General features: G+C 67.4%; 14 protein-coding genes. 12 read left to right on the top strand and 2 right to left on the bottom strand.

Annotated features, from left to right (window positions below):
• Positions 1–394 precede the first annotated feature (394 nt).
• From ACQR1I_RS20565 to ACQR1I_RS20525, 9 genes are all read left to right on the top strand, one after another.
• Entirely contained in the window at positions 395–1,720 is a 1,326-nt protein-coding gene (locus ACQR1I_RS20565) for a DUF3422 domain-containing protein (protein WP_434866370.1), read from the top strand.
• Between the two features lie 70 nt (positions 1,721–1,790).
• Positions 1,791–2,483, top strand: a complete 693-nt coding sequence (locus ACQR1I_RS20560; protein ID WP_434866369.1) for a DUF2848 domain-containing protein — start codon at positions 1,791–1,793, stop codon at positions 2,481–2,483.
• 379 nt (positions 2,484–2,862) lie between these two features.
• On the top strand, positions 2,863–4,017 hold the full coding sequence (locus tag ACQR1I_RS20555; RefSeq protein WP_434866368.1) for a glycosyltransferase: 1,155 nt from the start codon (positions 2,863–2,865) through the stop codon (positions 4,015–4,017).
• Positions 4,018–4,044: 27 nt separating this feature from the next.
• Positions 4,045–6,327: an exopolysaccharide transport family protein gene (locus ACQR1I_RS20550; protein ID WP_434866367.1), complete on the top strand. Its 2,283-nt coding sequence runs from the start codon at positions 4,045–4,047 to the stop codon at positions 6,325–6,327.
• Complete coding sequence (locus tag ACQR1I_RS20545; RefSeq protein ID WP_434866366.1) at positions 6,324–7,481, top strand: glycosyltransferase family 4 protein; 1,158 nt, start codon at positions 6,324–6,326, stop codon at positions 7,479–7,481. Before ACQR1I_RS20550 ends, ACQR1I_RS20545 begins: the two co-directional genes overlap by 4 nt.
• Entirely contained in the window at positions 7,478–8,857 is a 1,380-nt protein-coding gene (locus ACQR1I_RS20540; protein ID WP_434866365.1) for an O-antigen ligase family protein, read from the top strand. The genes ACQR1I_RS20545 and ACQR1I_RS20540 overlap by 4 nt, the downstream gene beginning before the upstream one ends.
• Positions 8,854–10,374, top strand: a complete 1,521-nt coding sequence (locus tag ACQR1I_RS20535) for a lipid II flippase MurJ (RefSeq protein ID WP_434866364.1) — start codon at positions 8,854–8,856, stop codon at positions 10,372–10,374. Before ACQR1I_RS20540 ends, ACQR1I_RS20535 begins: the two co-directional genes overlap by 4 nt.
• Complete coding sequence (locus ACQR1I_RS20530) at positions 10,371–11,393, top strand: polysaccharide deacetylase family protein (protein ID WP_434866363.1); 1,023 nt, start codon at positions 10,371–10,373, stop codon at positions 11,391–11,393. Before ACQR1I_RS20535 ends, ACQR1I_RS20530 begins: the two co-directional genes overlap by 4 nt.
• Positions 11,386–12,561: a glycosyltransferase gene (locus ACQR1I_RS20525; RefSeq protein WP_434866362.1), complete on the top strand. Its 1,176-nt coding sequence runs from the start codon at positions 11,386–11,388 to the stop codon at positions 12,559–12,561. The genes ACQR1I_RS20530 and ACQR1I_RS20525 overlap by 8 nt, the downstream gene beginning before the upstream one ends.
• Before the next feature lie 3 nt (positions 12,562–12,564).
• Here ACQR1I_RS20525 and ACQR1I_RS20520 read toward each other — a convergent pair whose 3' ends face one another.
• Positions 12,565–13,749, bottom strand: a complete 1,185-nt coding sequence (locus ACQR1I_RS20520; RefSeq protein ID WP_434866361.1) for a glycosyltransferase family 4 protein — start codon at positions 13,747–13,749, stop codon at positions 12,565–12,567.
• 68 nt (positions 13,750–13,817) lie between these two features.
• Here ACQR1I_RS20520 and ACQR1I_RS20515 point away from each other — a divergent pair, with 68 nt between their 5' ends.
• The 3 genes from ACQR1I_RS20515 (at position 13,818) to ACQR1I_RS20505 (ending at position 16,596) form a co-directional block, all read left to right on the top strand.
• The gene (locus ACQR1I_RS20515) at positions 13,818–15,107 is read left to right on the top strand and encodes a hypothetical protein (RefSeq protein ID WP_434866360.1); all 1,290 of its coding nucleotides are present in this window, start codon (positions 13,818–13,820) and stop codon (positions 15,105–15,107) included.
• A 188-nt stretch (positions 15,108–15,295) separates the two neighbouring features.
• Entirely contained in the window at positions 15,296–16,207 is a 912-nt protein-coding gene (locus tag ACQR1I_RS20510) for an acyl-CoA acyltransferase (protein WP_434866359.1), read from the top strand.
• A 158-nt stretch (positions 16,208–16,365) separates the two neighbouring features.
• Complete coding sequence (locus tag ACQR1I_RS20505; protein ID WP_434866358.1) at positions 16,366–16,596, top strand: hypothetical protein; 231 nt, start codon at positions 16,366–16,368, stop codon at positions 16,594–16,596.
• A gap of 2 nt (positions 16,597–16,598) precedes the next feature.
• Here ACQR1I_RS20505 and ACQR1I_RS20500 read toward each other — a convergent pair whose 3' ends face one another.
• Positions 16,599–16,823: a hypothetical protein gene (locus tag ACQR1I_RS20500; RefSeq protein ID WP_434866357.1), complete on the bottom strand. Its 225-nt coding sequence runs from the start codon at positions 16,821–16,823 to the stop codon at positions 16,599–16,601.
• Positions 16,824–17,607: the final 784 nt, after the last annotated feature.

The following is a 17,607-nucleotide window of genomic DNA, read 5'->3' as shown; positions in this document are numbered from 1 at the left end:
AACCCACTGCTGTCGTCCCGGCGAACGCCGGGACCCATAGCCACTGGCTGACGTGAGGCAGGCAACTGGCAGTGACATCCCTCGACAGATCACGCGGGTCAGGGTCCCGGCGTTCGCCGGGACGACGGCGGTTGTTGTCGCGCGGTCGCCGCGACATCATTGGACGCGCACATCGCCGCAGCCGTGGCGTCATCATCGAATTGCGCTACACTGGCACCGACATGTGCGGCGTGCGCGAATCGTGCGTCCGGGAGCAAGGGGAGGCGGAGTGCGGCATGACGGGGGTGAATGGTTCGGGTGCGGTCTCGCAAGCGTCGCGTGTCTCGGTTGCGGGTTCGTCGAGCATGCGCGCGGCAGCCTCGTATAGCGACGCGTCCGTGTGCGGAGCCCGCCGATGACCGCGCTCGATCTCGCCGCCTTCACCCAGCATGCGCTGCGCGACAGCGTGCTCAACGAGGTGCATGCGCGTCCCTTCACGCCGCTGACGCAGCCGGTGTCCGTGGTCCGGCTGGCCGTGATGGCGAAAGAAGACAGCGCCGCCGCCGATCGCGACAGTCTCGCGGCGTTCTGTGCGAAGCATGGCGCGCCGCTGCCGGAGCCGGGCATCAAGCACCATCAGGTGGTGATCGGCGCGGCGCGGCTGCGCTGGGAGCAGCATTCGGAGTTCGCCACCTTCACCTGGATCTGGAGTCCGCCGGCTGACGCACCGCGGCTGCCGTTCGGCGACATCGCGCCGGAGCTGCAGGCGCTGATCGCGTCGTTGAAGCTCGCTGGCGAGCTGCTGGTCGCGGTCAAGCTCGGCGTCGAGAGCGTCACCGATCCGGTCAAGCGAGCGGAAGCGCTGTTCGACAAGAGCAGCCTGGCGCTGGTGGCGGTGAAGGGCTCGATCGGCGCCGTCGCGTCCGACTTCCGGCTCGACGCGGACGGCTTCACCCGCATCCTGGTCTGCATCGAGGGGCCGACACCGGAGCGGCTCGGCGCGCTGGTGCAGCGCGTGCTCGAGCTCGAGACCTATCGCACCCTGGCGCTGCTCGGCCTGCCCGCCGCGCTCGAGCTGGCGCCGCAGGTCGACCACATCGAGCGGCGGCTCAGCGAGGTGCTGGTGGAGATGCAGGGCGCCGAGACGCTCAAGCTCAACAATCATCTGCTCACCGAGCTGACCGAGCTCGCCGCCTCGCTGGAGCGCGGCGCCACCGGCACGCTGTTCCGCTTCGGCGCCAGCCGCGCCTATTACGACCTGGTGCAGGCGCGTCTCACCGTGATCGAGGGCGAGCCGATCACGCCGTATTCGAGCTGGTCGTCGTTCCTCTCCCGCCGCATCGCGCCGGCGATGCGTACGCTGAATGCGCTGGAGGGCCGCCAGTCGGAGCTGTCGCGAAAACTCGCGCGCGCCGCCGACCTGCTGCGCACCCGCGTCGACGTCGAGCTGGAGGAGCAGAACCGCGACCTCTTGCGCTCGATGAACGAGCGCACCAAGCTGCAGCTGCGCCTGCAGAGCACGGTCGAAGGCCTGTCCGTGGCCGCAATCGGCTACTACGTCGTCAGCCTGTTCGGCTATCTCGCCAAGGGCGCGCATGATTTCGGCCTGCCGGTCGATCCGACCTTCGCCACCGCCGCCTTCGTGCCGGTCGCGATCGCGCTGATCTGGTTCACGACGCACCAGATCCGCAAGCGGCATCTCAAGGAGGACCACGAGGCGGAGAAGGCGGGCAAGGAGTGAGGGCAGGGCGCTTGCCAGAGGCAGACGGTGCGGCTAAGCGGCAAGCTGGTCACGAAGGGGCGATGAGACGATGAGCGGCACGACGATCGAGGTTCTGGTTCATGCTGATGGTACGGCAACGCGGCAGAAGGTCACGCTGCACCGCCTCGTCATCGCCGGCTGGACCGGGCGCGATCCGGTCGCGCGCGACAAGCACATCGCCGAGCTGGAAGAGCTCGGCATTGCCAGGCCCGCGACGACGCCGATCTACTACGAGGTCGCGGCCAGCCGGCTGACCACCGCCGGGACGATCGAGGTCAGCGGCGGGGAGTCCTCCGGCGAGGTCGAGTTCGTGCTGGTCAAATCCGGTGGCCGGCTGCTGGTCGGCGTCGGCTCCGATCATACCGACCGCAAGGTCGAGACCTACAACATCACCGTCTCGAAGCAGATGTGCGACAAGCCGGTGGCGCCCGAGCTGTGGCTGGTCGACGACGTCGCCGCGCACTGGGATCAGCTGATGCTGCGCGCTTATGCCACCATCAACGGCGAGCGCGTGCTGTATCAGGAGGGCGCGCTGAGCGGCATGCTGCCGCCATCCGACCTGATCGCGCGCCGCTATGGCGAGGCCGGCCTGCCCGAGGGCACGGCGATGTTCGGCGGCACCTTCGCGGCCCTGGGGGGCATCCGCCCCGCCGACCGCTTCGACTTCGAGCTGGTCGATCCGGTGCTGAACCGCGTCATCCGCCACGGCTACGCGATCGATCAGCTCGCGATCGCCGGCTGACCGGCTGCGCGCGATCACGATCGCGTGCGGCTCGACAGCGTTAACGAACAGCCGCGACGCAGCGTCGCGGCCGTCGAGCGCATGGCGCTCTGCGCGTAGGCGTTGCGCGCGGCAAGGGCCTGTTAAGCAAGGCGGCCTATGGTGTCCGAGTGTGCCGAAGCGGGACCATGGCCTCGTATCGCGTTCTGGTCCGGCACGCTCATGTCACGACATGAGACGCGATGCGGCTTGTCGATGCTTAACCGATCCTTACCTGTTAGCAGCGGATTCGACGGGTCGGAGGACAACGGCGATTAACTAGAAGTTTAGGATTGGGTTTGTGCGCGTGAACACCTCCCTTAAGGGTTTGTTCAAATACCCCGGGGTTTGGGAGAGTGCGATGCGCGTCGCGATCGTCCATGATTGGCTTTACGTTCTCGGCGGCGCCGAGAAGGTCCTGCAGGAGATCCTGCGCTGCTATCCCGGCGCCGACGTTTTCACGCTGTTCGACCTGCTCCGTCCCGAGGATCGCGCCAAGCTCGGATTCGCGAAGTCGCATACCAGTTTCCTGCAGAAGATGCCGGGCCTGCGGAAGTATCACCGCTCCTATCTGCCGCTGATGCCGCTCGCGATCGAGCAGCTCGACCTCTCGAGCTACGATCTCGTCATCTCGAGCAGCTGCGCCGTGGCCAAGGGCGTGCTGACCGGGCCGGAGCAGTTGCACATCGCCTATGTGCATTCGCCGATGCGCTACGCCTGGGACCTGCAGCACCAATATCTCGAGGAGAGCGGCTACGCGACCGGCGTCAAGGGCCTGATCGCCCGCACCCTGCTGCACAAGATGCGGATCTGGGACGCGCGCACCGCGCACGGCCCGGACGCCATCTTCACCAACTCGCAATTCGTCGCCCGCCGCATCAAGAAGATCTACGGCCGCGACGCCAAGGTGATCTATCCGCCGGTGACCATCGCGCAGCGCGATGCGATCCTGCCCGTCGGCAACCACTTCCTCGCCGCGAGCCGGCTGGTGCCCTACAAGCGCATCGAGCCGATCGTGCGCGCCTTCAACACCATGCCGGATCTCGAGCTGGTGGTGGCCGGCGATGGCCCGGAGGCGGCGCGGCTGAAGTCGATCGCCGGGCCGAACGTCAAGTTCGCCGGCTTCGTGCCCGACAGGCAGCTGCGCGACCTGATGACGACCGCGCGCGCCTTCGTGTTCGCAGCGGAAGAGGATTTCGGCATCATCCCGGTCGAGGCGCAGTCAGAAGGCGCGCCGGTGCTGGCGCTCGGCCGCGGCGGGGCGCGCGAATCGATCCTGACGACGGGATCGCGTCCGACCGGCATGTTCTTCGACACGCCCGAGCCCGAGGCGATCGCCGCCTGCGTGCGATCGTTCGTGGCGAAGGAGAAGTCGATCTCGCGACTCGATTGTCGCCAGCGCGCGAGCTTCTTCTCCGCCGACCGCTTCCGCAACCAGTTCGTGGCGGCGGTCAACGAGGAGGTCGAGCATTTCCGTGCAGGCCATCAGGGCCGCGCGACACGTTTGATTGCGTAGTGAAGTTATGTGGTGCGAGTGCAGATCATGAGGCAGGCGACGCTCTCGGAGGCCTTGTCCGGCTTTGATGCCGTCGCCCGGATCTGGCGCCGCCGCGGCGTGTTCGCGCTCGTCGCGGGCGCGGTTCTCGCTGTCGCGGTGGCAGCGCTGGTGCTGCTGCCGGTGCGCTATCTCGCCACCGCGTCCGTGATCATTGCCGAGCAGGAGCCCGGCGCCAATACGTCGGCGGCGTGGGCGCAGAAGATCGGCGATCCCGCCGACATGGAAAGCCAGTTGCTGGTGATCCGTTCGCCGCGCCTGCTGCGCCAGATCATGTCGGTGCCCGGCGTGGTCGATGCCGTGGTCGGCGAATGCGAGCGTGGTCGGCTGCTGGGCTCGGCCGAGGCCTGCCAGCGCCTCAAGACCGACGTCGGGGCGTTCATCGACCACGTCGACAGCCGCTTCAGCATCGCCTCGGCCGGCCGCTCGCGCGTCATCAACATTTCCTATCAGTCCGGCAGTCCCGAGGTTGCGCAAAAGCTCGCCAACGCGCTGACGCAGACCTTTCTCGAGGATCAGCGCACCGAAGGCGCCAACAGCCGCGAGGTCGCGACCTCCTGGCTCTGGCAGGAGCTGAAGCAGCTCGACCAGCAACTGCGCGAAGCCGACGACAAGATCCAGAAGTTCCGCCGCACCAAGGGCCTGATGCGCGGTGCCAATGCGCCGATCTCGTCGGAGCGGCTGACCAGCATCGGCCAGCAGCTGTCGCAGGCCGAGGCCGCGCGTGCCGAGGCGGCGGCGCGGCTACAGGAGATCAAGTCCGAGCAGGAGCGTGGCCCGACCGACGCGCCGTCCGTGCTGCAGAGCCGGACCATCGCCGACCTCAAGCAGCAGCTGACCACCGTGAGCGCGCAGCTCGCCAATGCCGCCGGCGTGCTCGGACCGAAGCATCCCTCGATCCTGGCGCTGACGCGCGAGCAGGCGACGATCCAGCAGCGGCTGGTCGACGAGATGCAGACCATCGCAGCCAGCGCGCAGAAAACGTTCGATGCCAACACTGCGCTGGTCAACTCGCTCAAGAAGCAGATGGACGTCGCCAAGGCGGAGGCCGGTTCGGCCACGCTGGATGAAGCCTCGATCGAGAGCATGGTGCGCGACACCGAGATCAAGCGCCAGCAATATGCCGAGCTCTACAAGAAGGCGAGCGAGCTCGAGACCGAGCGCCGCGTCCTGCGCGGCAGCACCCGTCTCGTCAGTCTCGCCGAGCTGCCGAGCAGGCCGTTCTTCCCGAAGAAGATCCCGTTCCTCGCCGCGGGCCTGACGCTTGCGATGATCTTCGGCGTCGCCGCCGCGCTGCTCGCCGATCAGTTCGCGCGCTTCAGGCCGGCCGCCGAGGCCGCGCCGGTCGTGACGGAGGCGGTCGTGACCGAGTCGGCGAGTCGTGATGTCGTCGCGCCGGAGATCGACGATGTGCCGGCGAGCGTTCCCGATCTGCCAATAAGGGCCGCACCGGCATTCGCACCCGTCACGCCGCCCTCGCCGCCGACGCCGAAATCGCATCTCCCCAGTGTCGCCGACGTCTCGATCCTGGCCTGCCTGCCGCGCTTGAAGACGCTGCGGCAGATGTCGGCGGTCGGCGCCATTCTGCAGGGCTATCAGCCCCTCGCCATCCCCCACGTCCTGCGCCTGGCATCCGAGGATGCCGAGTTCCAGCACTCGCTGCACGATCTGGTTCACGAACTCGGATTGGATCAGTCGGCGCGTCCGCAGCGCATCGTCGTCACCTCGCCTGACACGGGAGATGGCAAGACGACCACTATTTGCGCGCTGGCGGAGCATCTCGCTGCGGCTGGGTCGCGCGTGTTGCTCGTCGAGTGCGATCTCGCCCATCCCGCCTTCGCCCAGGTGATGACGTTGGCGCAGGGCAGCGGCTGGCTGCGCGCGCTCGAGCACGGCACACCACTGCACGAAGAGATCTTCGCGACCGAGCATCCGCATCTCGACGTGCTGCCGATCGGCGCCGCCACCGGTCCGGTCGGCGACATCCTGGAAGCCATCAATCTCGATACACTGTTGTCCGGCCTCGATGACTACGACGTCATCCTGGTGGATACGCCGCTGCCGGCGAGAGATGATTTTCTAGCCGGCATCGATTGGGCCATCGTCTGTGTGCGCAGCGACCGCTCGCTGATCGAGCCCGCCGTTTCGACCGTCAACCGCAGCCGTGCGCTGGGCGCCGGTGACGTCGGCATCGTCGTGACGATGACCGAGCCGGAGCGGCGCCTGTCGCCGCAGCCGACATCGGCTGCCGCCTATGCCGAGGCTGGATGATGTCGCGCGAGCGGGTCCTGTTCGTTGACCATACCGGACAGATCGGCGGCGCCGAGCTGATCCTCATGGATGTCGTGCAGGGCCGCAGCGAGTCGACGGCGTTCCTGTTCGAACAGGGGCCGCTGGCCAAGGCGCTGTCCGACCGCGGGCTGTCCGTGAGCACCTCGCGCTGGGGGATCGGCCTGTCGCGGTTCCGACGCGACAGCTCATGGCTCAAGGCGTTGCCGCTGGCCGGCGGGTTGGCCGCGATCACTGCCGAGCTTGCGCATGTCGCGCGAAGGCACGACGTCGTCTATGCCAACTCGCAGAAGGCGTTTGTGCTGTCGGCCATCGCCAATATCGTCGCGCGCAAGCCGCTGATCTGGCATCTGCACGACATCATCAGCCCGGCGCATTTCGGCGCGCTGCAGCGGCGCCTGCAGGTCGGTCTGGCCAATCGCTTCGCCGCGAAAGTCATCGTGCCGTCCGAGGCGGCGGCCGCTGCCTTCATCGCGGCCGGTGGCCGCCGCGCCCTGGTCGAGGTCGTGCCCAATGGCCTTGCCGTGGAGCCGCTACCGATGTCGCGGCAGGAACTGAGGCAGCGGCTCGGCCTGCCGCCGGGACCGCTGGTCGGCGTGTTCAGCCGGCTCGCGCATTGGAAGGGCCAGCACGTCCTGATCGAGGCGCTCGCCAAGCTGCCGGGCGCGCATTGCATCATCGTCGGCGATGCGCTGTTCGGTGAGCAGGACTACGCGGCCGAACTCAGGAAGCAGGTCGGCGAACTCGGCCTCGGCGACCGCGTGCACTTCCTCGGTCATCGCGGCGACGTGCCGCTGCTGATGCAGGCGGTCGATGCGATGGTGCACCCGTCGATCGATCCGGAGCCGTTCGGCCGCACCCTGGTGGAAGCGATGCTGGCCGGCGTGCCGGTGATCGCGACCGACGCGGGCGCCGCGCCCGACATTCTCGAGCATGGCCGCGCCGGCATGCTGGTGCCGCCCGGCGATGCGCGCGCTTTGGCGGAAGCTCTCGACGCCGTGCTGGCGGAGCCCGAGATCCTCAAGCCGCAGCTGGACTACGCCTCGCGCCGGGCTCGCACCCACTACAGCCTTGGGCGCATGCTCGACTCGATCGGGCTCCTGATCCGCAACGTGCGTCCGGGAGCCGCGGTGTGAGCACGATCCTCACATCGGCCACGGCCGAGCGGGACTGGCAGGTCCCCGGCTGGGCCGCTGCGATCCTCGTGCTGGTCGGAACGGCCGCGGCCGCGAGCCTCCTCGGCGGCGCTTCGCGTGCGCTGTTCGTGCTCGGCTGCGGCGGCGCCGGCTGGTACGCGTGGCGGCAGGGGCCGGCGGTGCATCTGCAGGCCTCTTTGATCCTGTTCAGCTTCGCCCCGTTCGTGCGCCGCATCGTCGATCTCTCGGCCGGTTACGATCAGCTCGGCCTGATGCTGATCGGGCCGCTGTTCGCAATTCTCGCACCGGTGCTGTCTTTGCCGAAACTGCTCGCGGAGCGGCAGGTCCCTGCGCGGTGGCTGTGGCCGCTCGGCATCGTCGCGGCCAGCGTCGTCTATGCCGGCTTGCTCTCGTTGGCGCAGGCGGACTGGACCAATGCCGCGTCGGGTCCGTTGAAATGGCTGGCGCCGCTGCTCTATGCCGCCGTGCTGATGCTGAGCGCCGACCGGCGCGAACTGATCGACGCAGCCACCTCGGCCTTCGTCGTCATCCTTCCAATCACCGGCCTGTACGCGATCTACCAATATATCGATCCGCCGGATTGGGATCGCTACTGGATGGAGTTCGCGCCGATCATCTCGATCGGCCAGCCCGTTCCCTATGGCGTGCGTTCGTTCAGCACGATGAATGCGCCGGCCGTCTATGCGACCTTCACTGCGGCTGGCCTCCTGCTCATCGCCTTCGGCCGCCGCTCCTGGCCGGCGCTGCTGCTGGCTCTGCCTGCGGGACTGGGATTCCTGCTGTCGATGTATCGCACGGCGTGGATATCGCTCGCGGTCGGCCTCCTGTTCTGCCTGCTGTTCTCGCAGACGCGGCGCCGTGCCGGCCTGATCCTGGTCGGCCTCGCCGTTGCCGTGGTGCTGGCCGCAACCTTGACGCCGTTCGGTGATGTGGTCGCCGATCGTCTCTCCTCCCTGAGCGAGGGTACCAAGGACGGCAGCGCGCAGGAACGGCTGCAGGAATTCGTGACGCTGTGGAATCTGCCGGACAGCTCGCTGTTCGGCACCGGCTTCACCATCACCGATGTCGGCGCCGCCGGCGCGATGCCGGTCGATGGCATGATCATCGCCTGCTGGCTGATCATGGGTATCGTCGTCGGCGGGTTCTGCCTGGCCGGGTTGCTCTGGGCGATCGGCAATGCGCTGGCCTCGGCCTGGTCCGACCGGTCGGCGGAGGCCGTGATCGTCGGCGCGCTGGCGCTCGGCGCTCTGGTTCAGCTGCCGCTCGCCAACATCACGTCGGGCGAGAACGGCTTCCTGTTCTGGATGTCAGCGGCCCTTCTGGTGCCGGCGGCGACCTGGGAGGAGGCGACGTGAGCGCCTCCAGCCCCTCGTTGAAGCGCTTCAGTGCGCTGCTGATCAGCGGCGCGCTGGCGAGCAAGCTGCTCGGCTTTGCGCGCGAGGTGCTGATGGCCCATGTGCTCGGCGCCACGCTGATTGCGGACGGTTTCCGCGCCGCGATGGCTGCGGTGCTGATCCCGCTCGCCTTCCTGCAGAACGAAAGCGTGCCGGCGATCATGATCCCGATGCATCGCGAGGCGCTGCAACGGACCGATGCGGCGCGCAGCCTGGGCGCGCTGACGATCGTGATCGGCGCGGTGTCGACGGTGGTCATGGCCGTGATCCTGCTGCTCGGCGAGATCTGGGTGAACGCTGTCGTCGGCGGCTTCTCGGATGAGGGGCGCGTGCTGACGCTGCATTTCGTGCGCATGATGTCGCTCGCCATGCCGGCCTCCGCCGTGCTCAACGTGCTGGCCGCTGGCGAGATCGCGCTCGGCCGCACGCGTCTGACCAACATCCGCGCCAGCCTGCTCAACGTCGCCGTGATCGGCGGCATCGGGCTGCTGGTGCTGACCGGCGACGCCTATATGCTCGCCTGCGCCTTCACCGTCGCGTTCAACGGCCTCGCGGCGTGGGGCCTGTTCTCGCTGTGGCGCGAGCGGCTGCTGAGCTTCTCGGGTCTCACCCTCGGCATGGTGGTCGACAAGGGCATCGAGTTCTTTCGCCGGCTGCGGGTGCTGCTGGCCTTGCCGCTCGCTGAGCAGGGCAATGTCTGGATCGAGCGCCTCACCGCGTCACGGCTGACCACGGGCGCCGTCGCCTCGCTGGACTACGCGCGGTCGCTGACGGAAAGCGCGCTGCTCCTGATCAGCCAGCCGCTCGGCATGGCCGTGCTGTCGCAGCACGCGCCGAGCGATCCGCGCGCGCAGACCGAGGCGCTGCTGCGGCCGCTGCTGGCGCTGACCTTGCCGGCGTCCGCCTTCCTGCTGGTGTTCTCGACCGAGATCGTGCGCCTGATCTACTTCCGCGGCGCCTTCGGCGACGAGGCGCTGCTCCTGACCTCGCATGCCCTGAAGGGCATCGCCTGTGGCGTCTGGGCGGCGACGCTCGGCTGGATCCTGATCCGCCTGCTCAACGGCGCCGGCCGCAACGGCGTTGCGGCGCTGATCATCGTCTCGGCCTATCTGGCCAATATGGGCTTCAACCTGCTGCTGCCGCTGTTCGATCCGTCGCCGGCCGCCGGCATGCAGCTGCTCGGAGTGGGCGAGGCGATCCGCAGCCTGGTGCTGCTGCTCGGCGTCGTATTCGTGCTCGGCGATGCGCGCAAGCTGCTGCTCGTGATCGGCCTCGCGATGTTGCCGACCGCGCTGATGGCGGTGCTCGGCATGATGATCCAGAACGCCGTGCCGGGCCTGTTGCCGCGCCTGTTCGCCGGCGGTGTCGCGTATCTGGCCTGCCTGTCGCTCGCTATCGGCATCCTGCTGCCGACCATGGTGGGCACAGCGTTCCGGCACCTCCGTCGCACGTTCAAGATGAAGGGAGAGCTGAGTTGACCCTATTGGCCCTCGCCGCAGCCAAGGCCATGACGGCCTCGAGCGCATTCGTCCTTCCGCTGGCCAAGGCCGCCGATCGCGTGCTCGGTCCGCGCGGTTGCTGCCTGACCTTCCACCGCACCGCGCCTGCGGAGCAGTGGGAACGCCTGCCGAATCGCGACTTCTATGTCGACGCTGATTTCCTCGATCGGTTCCTCGGCCACGTTCTCGCGCAGGGCTGGGATGTCGTCACGATCGAGGAGGCGCTGCGCCGCGCTGCGAGCGACGAACCGGTCGGCCGCTATGTGAACTTCTCGATCGACGATTGCTATCGCGATACGTTCGAACTGCTGGTGCCGGTGTTCCGCCGCCACAACGTGCCGGTGACGCTGTTCGTGACCACGGGCATTCCCGACGGCACCTTGCCGCTGTGGGCCGCCGGACTGGAAGATGCGCTGCTGAACCGGGATCATGTCTGGCTCGACAGCGAACAGTTCTCGCTGTCGAGCCCCGAGCAGCGTCGCGCGGTGTTTGCGGAGGTCGCGGCGCGTTGGGACGGGCCGCAGGCCGGCGGTCGCTATGCCGCCTTCTGCGCTGCCAACGAGATCGACATCGAGGCGATGCATTGGAAGCACGCGATCTCCTGGGACATGCTCGATGCGCTCGTGCGCGACCCGCTGGTGGAGATCGGCGCGCACACGGTCTCGCATGCGCGCATCTCGTCGTTGTCGCCCGAGGGCGCGCTGAAGGAACTGGCCGACGCGCGGCTGCGCCTGGACGCGCGGCTCGGCATCGACGTCAAGCACTTCGCCTTCCCCTACGGCCGCGCAGCGGATTGCGGCCCGCGCGATTTCGCGCTGGCGCGGCAGGCGGGATTTACCAGCGCCGCGACCACGCGCAAGGGTCTCGTCCACGCCGGCCAGGATCCGTTCTCGATTCCGCGCAACACCATGAATGGCGCCCATCGCAGCCTGGCTGCGATGGAGCTGCACTTGACCGGTCTCAGCGGGACCGCAGCCAGGATGATGGGCCGTGTCTAGCCGGCGCTTGCGGATCGTCTCGATTGCGCATCCTGCGACCAGCAGCGAGGCCGGCCGGCTGCGCTATCGCTATCTCGCGTCCCGGCCGGACGTCGATCTGCACCTGGTGATGCCCGAGGTCTGGAAGGAGTTCGGCCGCACCATCAAGGCCGCCCAGGCCGACGACGGCTTCCCGATCCATCGCCTGCCGATCCGGTTGCCGGATGCGGGGCCGATGAAGTGGTACCTGCACTTCTATCCGGCGCTTCGACGCCTGCTGCGCGAGCTCGATCCCGACGTCATCCATCTCTGGGAGGAGCCGTGGAGCGTCGTGGCGCTGCAGGCACAGCTTTTGCGCGGCCGCGCCGCGCTGGTGCTGGAGGTCGACCAGAACATCTTGAAGCGGCTGCCGCCGCCGTTCGAGGCGATCCGCAAATTCGTTCTTGCCCGGACCGATCATGTCCTGTCGCGCAGCCCCGATGCCACCGAGGTCGTGCGTGCGCGCGGCTACGCGGGGCCGGTGACGCCGATCGGCTATGGCGTCGACCTCGCGACCTTCACGCCCACCGATGCGCCGTCGACGCCGAGCGCGGATGCACCGCTCCGGCTCGGCTATGTCGGCCGGCTCGTGGTCGAGAAAGGGCTTGACGATGCGCTGGAGGCGCTCGCGCGCAGCGACGCAGCGGTGACACTGAGCGTCATGGGCGAGGGGCCGCACGAGGCACATCTGCGCCGACGAGCGGATGAGCTCGGCCTTCATGGCCGCGTTGATATCCGTGGCTGGGACGCCCCGGCGGCCGTGGCCGCGTTCTTGCGCAGCCTGGATGCGCTGGTGCTGCTGACGCGGACCACGGGCGCGGTGCGCGAGCAGTTCGGGCGCGTGATCATCGAGGCGCAGGCCTGCGGCATTCCGGTGATCGGCTCGACCTGCGGCGCTATTCCGGATGTCGTCGGCGAGGGCGGCTGGATCGTGCCGGAGCAGGATCCCGACCGCCTGCGACAGCTGCTCAACGAACTCGGCGCGGATCGTTCTGCCTTGACGGCGCGATCGCAGGCCGCACGCGCCAACGTGCTTCGGCGTTTCACCTACGAGGCTGTCGCGGGTGCCATCGAAACCGCGTGCCGGGCCGCCGAGCAGTCCCGTTCCGCATCCCGCGGCAGCCGCACGCAGCCGCTGCAGGCGAGCTGATCGTCAGGCCTGGGCGGATAGCGGCAGGGCCGGCCGTGGCGTCGCGCGCTTGGCCGCATCGATCTGCCTGATCAGCTCGATGTATTTCTGCCCGACCTGGTCCCAGCCATAGCTCTGCGCCGTCGCCCGCGCGCCGTCCCGGAGACGCTGCATCAGCGCAGGATTGGCGAAGGCGGCCGCGATCTTGCTCGCGATGTCCTCCGCATCCATGTCGATGCGGAAGCCGTTGATGCCGTCGTGAAGATAGTCCTCGATGCCGCCGACCGGCGTGGCGAACACCGGCACCGCGCAGGCCATCGCCTCCATGCAGACCAGCGAGAAGGTCTCGTAGCTCGTTGGCAGAACGAAGCCGTCTGCCGCGGCGTAGAACGCCGGCATGTCCGAACGCGCCCCCGCGAAGACCAGGCGGTCCTGGGCGTTATGCGCCAGCTTGCGGTAGGGCGCGGGATTGTCGGAGCCCACCACCAGCAGCCAGACGTCATCGCCGAGCCGATCGAGCGCGCCGATGGCGTGCGCCAATCCCTTGCGGCTGAACTCGTGGCCGACGAACAGCAGCACGCGCGCGTGCTGCGGAATGCCGAACTCGTCGCGCACCGCCTTGCCGGCACTCTCGTCGCGGCAGAACCGATGCAGGTCGATGCCGTTCGAGATGACGTGGATGCGCGACGGCGGCACGTGATAGATGCGCTGCAGCTCCGCCGTCACGCGCTCCGACACGGCGACGAAAGCGCGATAGCGCAGGCCGCCGATCATGAAGCGGTCGCGCAGGCTGACCCACAGATGCATGGGATTGAACAGCCAGCGCCAGGTTCCGGCGGCCCGCTTCTCGGCAAGGCTCTGCGCGTTGACCGCATGGACGATCAGCATGTCACCTTGCAGGCTGTCGCCATGGCTGATGACGACGGCGCCGGGATGGCGCGCGAGCGCGCGCGTCGCAGCGAGCGTGAACAGCGGCACGACGATGGCGCGGCCGAGATGACGGAGCACGCCGCGGGTCGGAATCCGCGCGAGCCAAGGCGCGACCCGCTCCACCCTGATTGACTGTTCGAGATTGTCGGCGACCGCGCTCGCCAGGACGACGTTCGATAAACCATTCCGACCGAAAACGCGCGCCAGCTCGATGGCGACGGTTTCAACGCCGCCAGCATTGCTTAATTCTTGAACGACCTGAACGATCTCAAAACTCATCACGAAAATCTACGGATCAGACATTGCGACTTCGTTCCAATCTGCTGGTCATTAGCATAGCGTTGTTAATGTTTGGCTCTGCAACGCCTGGCGTTGCCGATGATGTGACAGGAGCTCGTTCGGCGCTGCGCGATCGCATCGGCGGCGGTAATCTGGTCACGCATCTGGCTGGCAAGAGCGGTCAGCTCTACCAGGCGCTTCATGGCGTCGGGGCCCGGATGGGCCGGATGGATTCCTACGGCTGGCGCACGCTGGCGCGGGTGCCGACGCCGCATGATTTCGACGCGGCCATGCTGGAGGCGCACCGGAACGGCATCACGCCATTGATCCTGCTCGAATATGAAGGCAGCTATCAGAGCCTGAATCCGCCGCAGCCGATCGGCTCCTATCAGGACTGGTTCGCTGCGGGGCAGGCGATGGCGAAGCGGTTCCGCCCGGGCGGCGAGTGGGGCCAGGAAAACGGCGTGCCCGATTGGGGCGCGACGATCTTCACCGCGATCAACGAGCCAGACGTGCAGGCGTCGATCCCGCGCAAGGACTATCACGATGCGCTGGCAGGGCTCGCAGACGGCGTCCACAGCGTCGATGCGACGCTGCGCGTCGTGCCGGGCGGCTTCGCCACCTGCAATTCTCACGGCGATGCGACGCTGCGCGGCTACGGGCCGGCGATCGCCGATCTGCTCGAGGACGGCCGCCTCGACGGCATCGATCTGCATACGTACTACAATGATCGATGGTATCCGATGACCAGGGGGCGCGAGTTCTCGGTGCAAACCTGCTTCGATCGCATCAAGCAGGCGATGCGCCTGAGCCGCGACGTCAACTTCTACACCACCGAGTTCAACGTCGCGCGCGCCGGCGCGTGGGAGAACGAGCAGGTCGCCGCCAGATTGTTCCTGAACGCGATCTGGGATCAGCTCGCCGTGGTCGGCAAGGATGGACGGTCACCGGTGTCCGTGATCGCGTTTCCATGGAATCTCGGCGATACGCCTGAGGTCGACGGCCTGGCCTACGCGATGGCCAGCGGCAAGGATCCGTGGGTGCCGGAGGCGCGCAGCCTCGTGCTCAAGACGGTGCTGCAACTCGCCGGGCACATGAAGATCGCATCGATCGATCGGAAGCTCGCGCTCTATACGCTAAGCGGCGCGGACGCCGATTTGATCGTCTGGCAGAACATCGCCGGCTGGACCGACCGGCCCGGCCGTGCCGTCGAGATCGAACTGCCGCCGTGGGGCCGCAGCATCGAGGTCTGGGGCTGGGACGGATTGCAACGCCGGATCGACGCCAAGCCCGGGCGGTTCTTCGTCGACGGGCTCAATGCCAATGAGACCTACATGTTTCGCGTGCCGAGGCCATGAGCGTTGCGGCTGCGTGCGAGCGGCTCATTGGTAAGCGTTAGCATCACCAGCGCGTCTCGCGCATTCCGTTAACCCGATGGTAATGCCAGCGCGACGTGGCTCACTGCGGAGCGACCCTTTTTACGATAATTGCAGCATAACAGATCCAGCCGGCGTCGCGCGCCGGCCAATCATCGGGTGACGCTGGAATGCAGCCGATCAGGAAGGCTGAGGTCGCGAACGACGGGCGGACGCCGACGCAGGCGGTCCCAGGCGTGCGCATTCGCGAGATCGGCGCAGCGGACCTGTCGGCGGTCGCGGCGCTGCTGACGCGCGGCTTCGCCTTCCGCAGCGAAGCGTATTGGTTGCGCGGCCTCGCACGTCATGCGGCGCGGCCGAGGCCCGAAGGCTTCCCAGCCTTCGGCTATTGTCTCGACCATGGCGGCGCGCCGGTCGGGGTGATCCTGCTGCTGTTCTCCGCGATCGAGCGCGGCGGCATGCCGATCATCAGGGCCAACGTCTCGAGCTGGTACGTCGAGCCCGCATTTCGCGCCTTCAGCTCGATGCTCGTCCGGGCGGCGACGCGCGACAAGACGGTGACCTACTTCAACATCACGCCTGCGCCGCACACCTGGCCACAGGTCGAGGCGCAGGGCTTCAGGGTCTACTGCAAGGGCCAGATCTACGCCGCCCCCGTGCTGTCGCGTCGGCGCGCCGGCGTGAAGATCCGCGAGTACTCCGAACGTGAAGCCGCGGGGCTCAGCGGCTACGAGGCCGACCTGCTGCGGCAGCATGCGGGCTGGGGCTGCCTCAGCGTCGTCGCGCGCGAGGCGGACAATGCTTATCCGTTCGTGTTCCAGAAGCATCACGTGAAGAACGTGCTGCCGGTCTATCGTCTGTTATACTGCCGCGATCTCGATGATGTGGTGCGGATGGCTGGCAACATCGGAGGGTTCCTGGTGCGGCGCGGCGGCTTGCTGATGCGGCTGGACGCGAACGCGCCGATGGAAGGGCTCATCGGATGGTACTCGGACAAGCGCGGCCGAAAATATGTGAAGGGACCAAATCCGCCAGGTCTCGGCGATCTCGCCTTCACCGAGGCGGCGCTGTTCGATGGCTGAGCTGCTGCGGCGGCAAGCGCGGTCTGCTGCCGGCCGCGTGGCTGGCGCTCTCGCTTGCATGTCCGATCGCCGCCGCTGCTGAGGATCTCGACACGACCGAGCCGCCGGACCGGCTGTCGCCGGACAGCGATCTCTCGCGGGAGGCCTGGAAGCAGAAGGTGCTGCAGGCGCGCGAGCGCGCCGAGCAGGCGCGGCGGGAAGCCGCCGGCCAGCCGCGGGACCCACCGCTTCCGGCACCGCCTCCCGAGCAACTCGCAACCGAGCGCGTCCTGAACGATGAGACGCTGCAGGCCGGGGACGTCGTCGCGACGGATCGGGGATTGTTCCTGCTTCGCGGCCGCCTGGACGATGGCCGGCTGATCCTGCAGCCGGTGCCGCCACCGCGATAGCTCTATTCGGCGTCGAGCCGATCCAGCGTGATCGGGCCGGAGAATCCGCTGCCACCGCGCAGCATGCACGCGTCCTGAGGATCGGCGAGATCGGCCTTGGTCAGCGCGCCGGACGCTTCCATGGCGAGCTTCAGGCCGATCGGCGAGGTGAGCAGGCCGGCATGAGCCGGCGACAGGCCGGCGATGAGCCCTGCGGCGGCCATGGTCGTGAGCAAATGTTTCAGCATCGGAAAACCCTCCGCCATGTACGCTAGACGAAGGGATTTGAGATCACGCTGACATCGGGCGGCGAATTGCAGCGGTCAACTTCGGGTTGCCTTAACCATCCGACCGCGCCATCCGTCATCGATCGCATCCTCCCGCACGATGCGATCGGCCGCGGCCGCAACGGCGCGCCGTACATCGCCCGGTGTGACGATCGAGCGGCGACGATGTCGCCCGGCTGGAAGTCCGCGGCATCGGCTGGGTTTGTGAATAGCGTTTCCTGGCGGCCCCGCCGTGATGTTGCGCACTGTGAAGTAGCGCTCATTCGCGTAGGAGCTTCGCCCGAATGTGGCACTCTTCGGACTTATGAATGCCTCATTGCTACCGATGATCACAGATGCGTGTCCTTCAGAGATATTGAACGTTGTTACGAATGGTTATGTTGTTTGCAAATGTTGCTGGCCGATACCGCCCGGCTGGGAAAGTCCATGCTTCCGCAGCCGGTACGCTCCACGCGGCGGCCGGCAGTTTCGATTGGTTGCCGGCCGCCTGTCATTTCGTCGCCCCTGGCGTCGAAACCGCGCCGGACGTCGACCATCAGACTCTCGGCAAGGCGTCATTTCCCCCGCACGGGCGGGTCGGCGAGCAACCATGCAGGAGCGGCGGCATTGGATCGCGTCCGAGCATGGGCCCCCCCGTGAGCTGTTCGGCTGAAGGACGGAGCCAGTGATCTTGGTGCAACGCAAAATCAGGTGGCGAGAAGCGCAGGGTCAAGTTCTAGGCGATCGCGACGTGATGCCGCATTCG

Origin of the sequence: Bradyrhizobium sp. HKCCYLS2038 (genome assembly GCF_051167655.1) — a bacterium.
Taxonomy (GTDB): domain Bacteria; phylum Pseudomonadota; class Alphaproteobacteria; order Rhizobiales; family Xanthobacteraceae; genus Bradyrhizobium.
The sequence above is the reverse complement of the archived record's forward strand: the minus strand, read 5'-3'. Positions and strand labels throughout refer to the sequence as shown.

Excerpts from the sequence above, each read along its gene's own strand:
- ACQR1I_RS20510 (WP_434866359.1), top strand. The coding sequence starts at position 15,296 with ATGCAGCCGATCAGGAAGGCTGAGGTCGCGAACGACGGGCGGACGCCG.
- ACQR1I_RS20555 (WP_434866368.1), top strand. The coding sequence starts at position 2,863 with ATGCGCGTCGCGATCGTCCATGATTGGCTTTACGTTCTCGGCGGCGCC.
- ACQR1I_RS20500 (WP_434866357.1), bottom strand. The coding sequence starts at position 16,823 with ATGCTGAAACATTTGCTCACGACCATGGCCGCCGCAGGGCTCATCGCC.
- ACQR1I_RS20515 (WP_434866360.1), top strand. The coding sequence starts at position 13,818 with ATGTTTGGCTCTGCAACGCCTGGCGTTGCCGATGATGTGACAGGAGCT.
- ACQR1I_RS20560 (WP_434866369.1), top strand. The coding sequence starts at position 1,791 with ATGAGCGGCACGACGATCGAGGTTCTGGTTCATGCTGATGGTACGGCA.
- ACQR1I_RS20520 (WP_434866361.1), bottom strand. The coding sequence starts at position 13,749 with ATGAGTTTTGAGATCGTTCAGGTCGTTCAAGAATTAAGCAATGCTGGC.
- ACQR1I_RS20545 (WP_434866366.1), top strand. The coding sequence starts at position 6,324 with ATGATGTCGCGCGAGCGGGTCCTGTTCGTTGACCATACCGGACAGATC.
- ACQR1I_RS20565 (WP_434866370.1), top strand. The coding sequence starts at position 395 with ATGACCGCGCTCGATCTCGCCGCCTTCACCCAGCATGCGCTGCGCGAC.
- ACQR1I_RS20550 (WP_434866367.1), top strand. The coding sequence starts at position 4,045 with ATGAGGCAGGCGACGCTCTCGGAGGCCTTGTCCGGCTTTGATGCCGTC.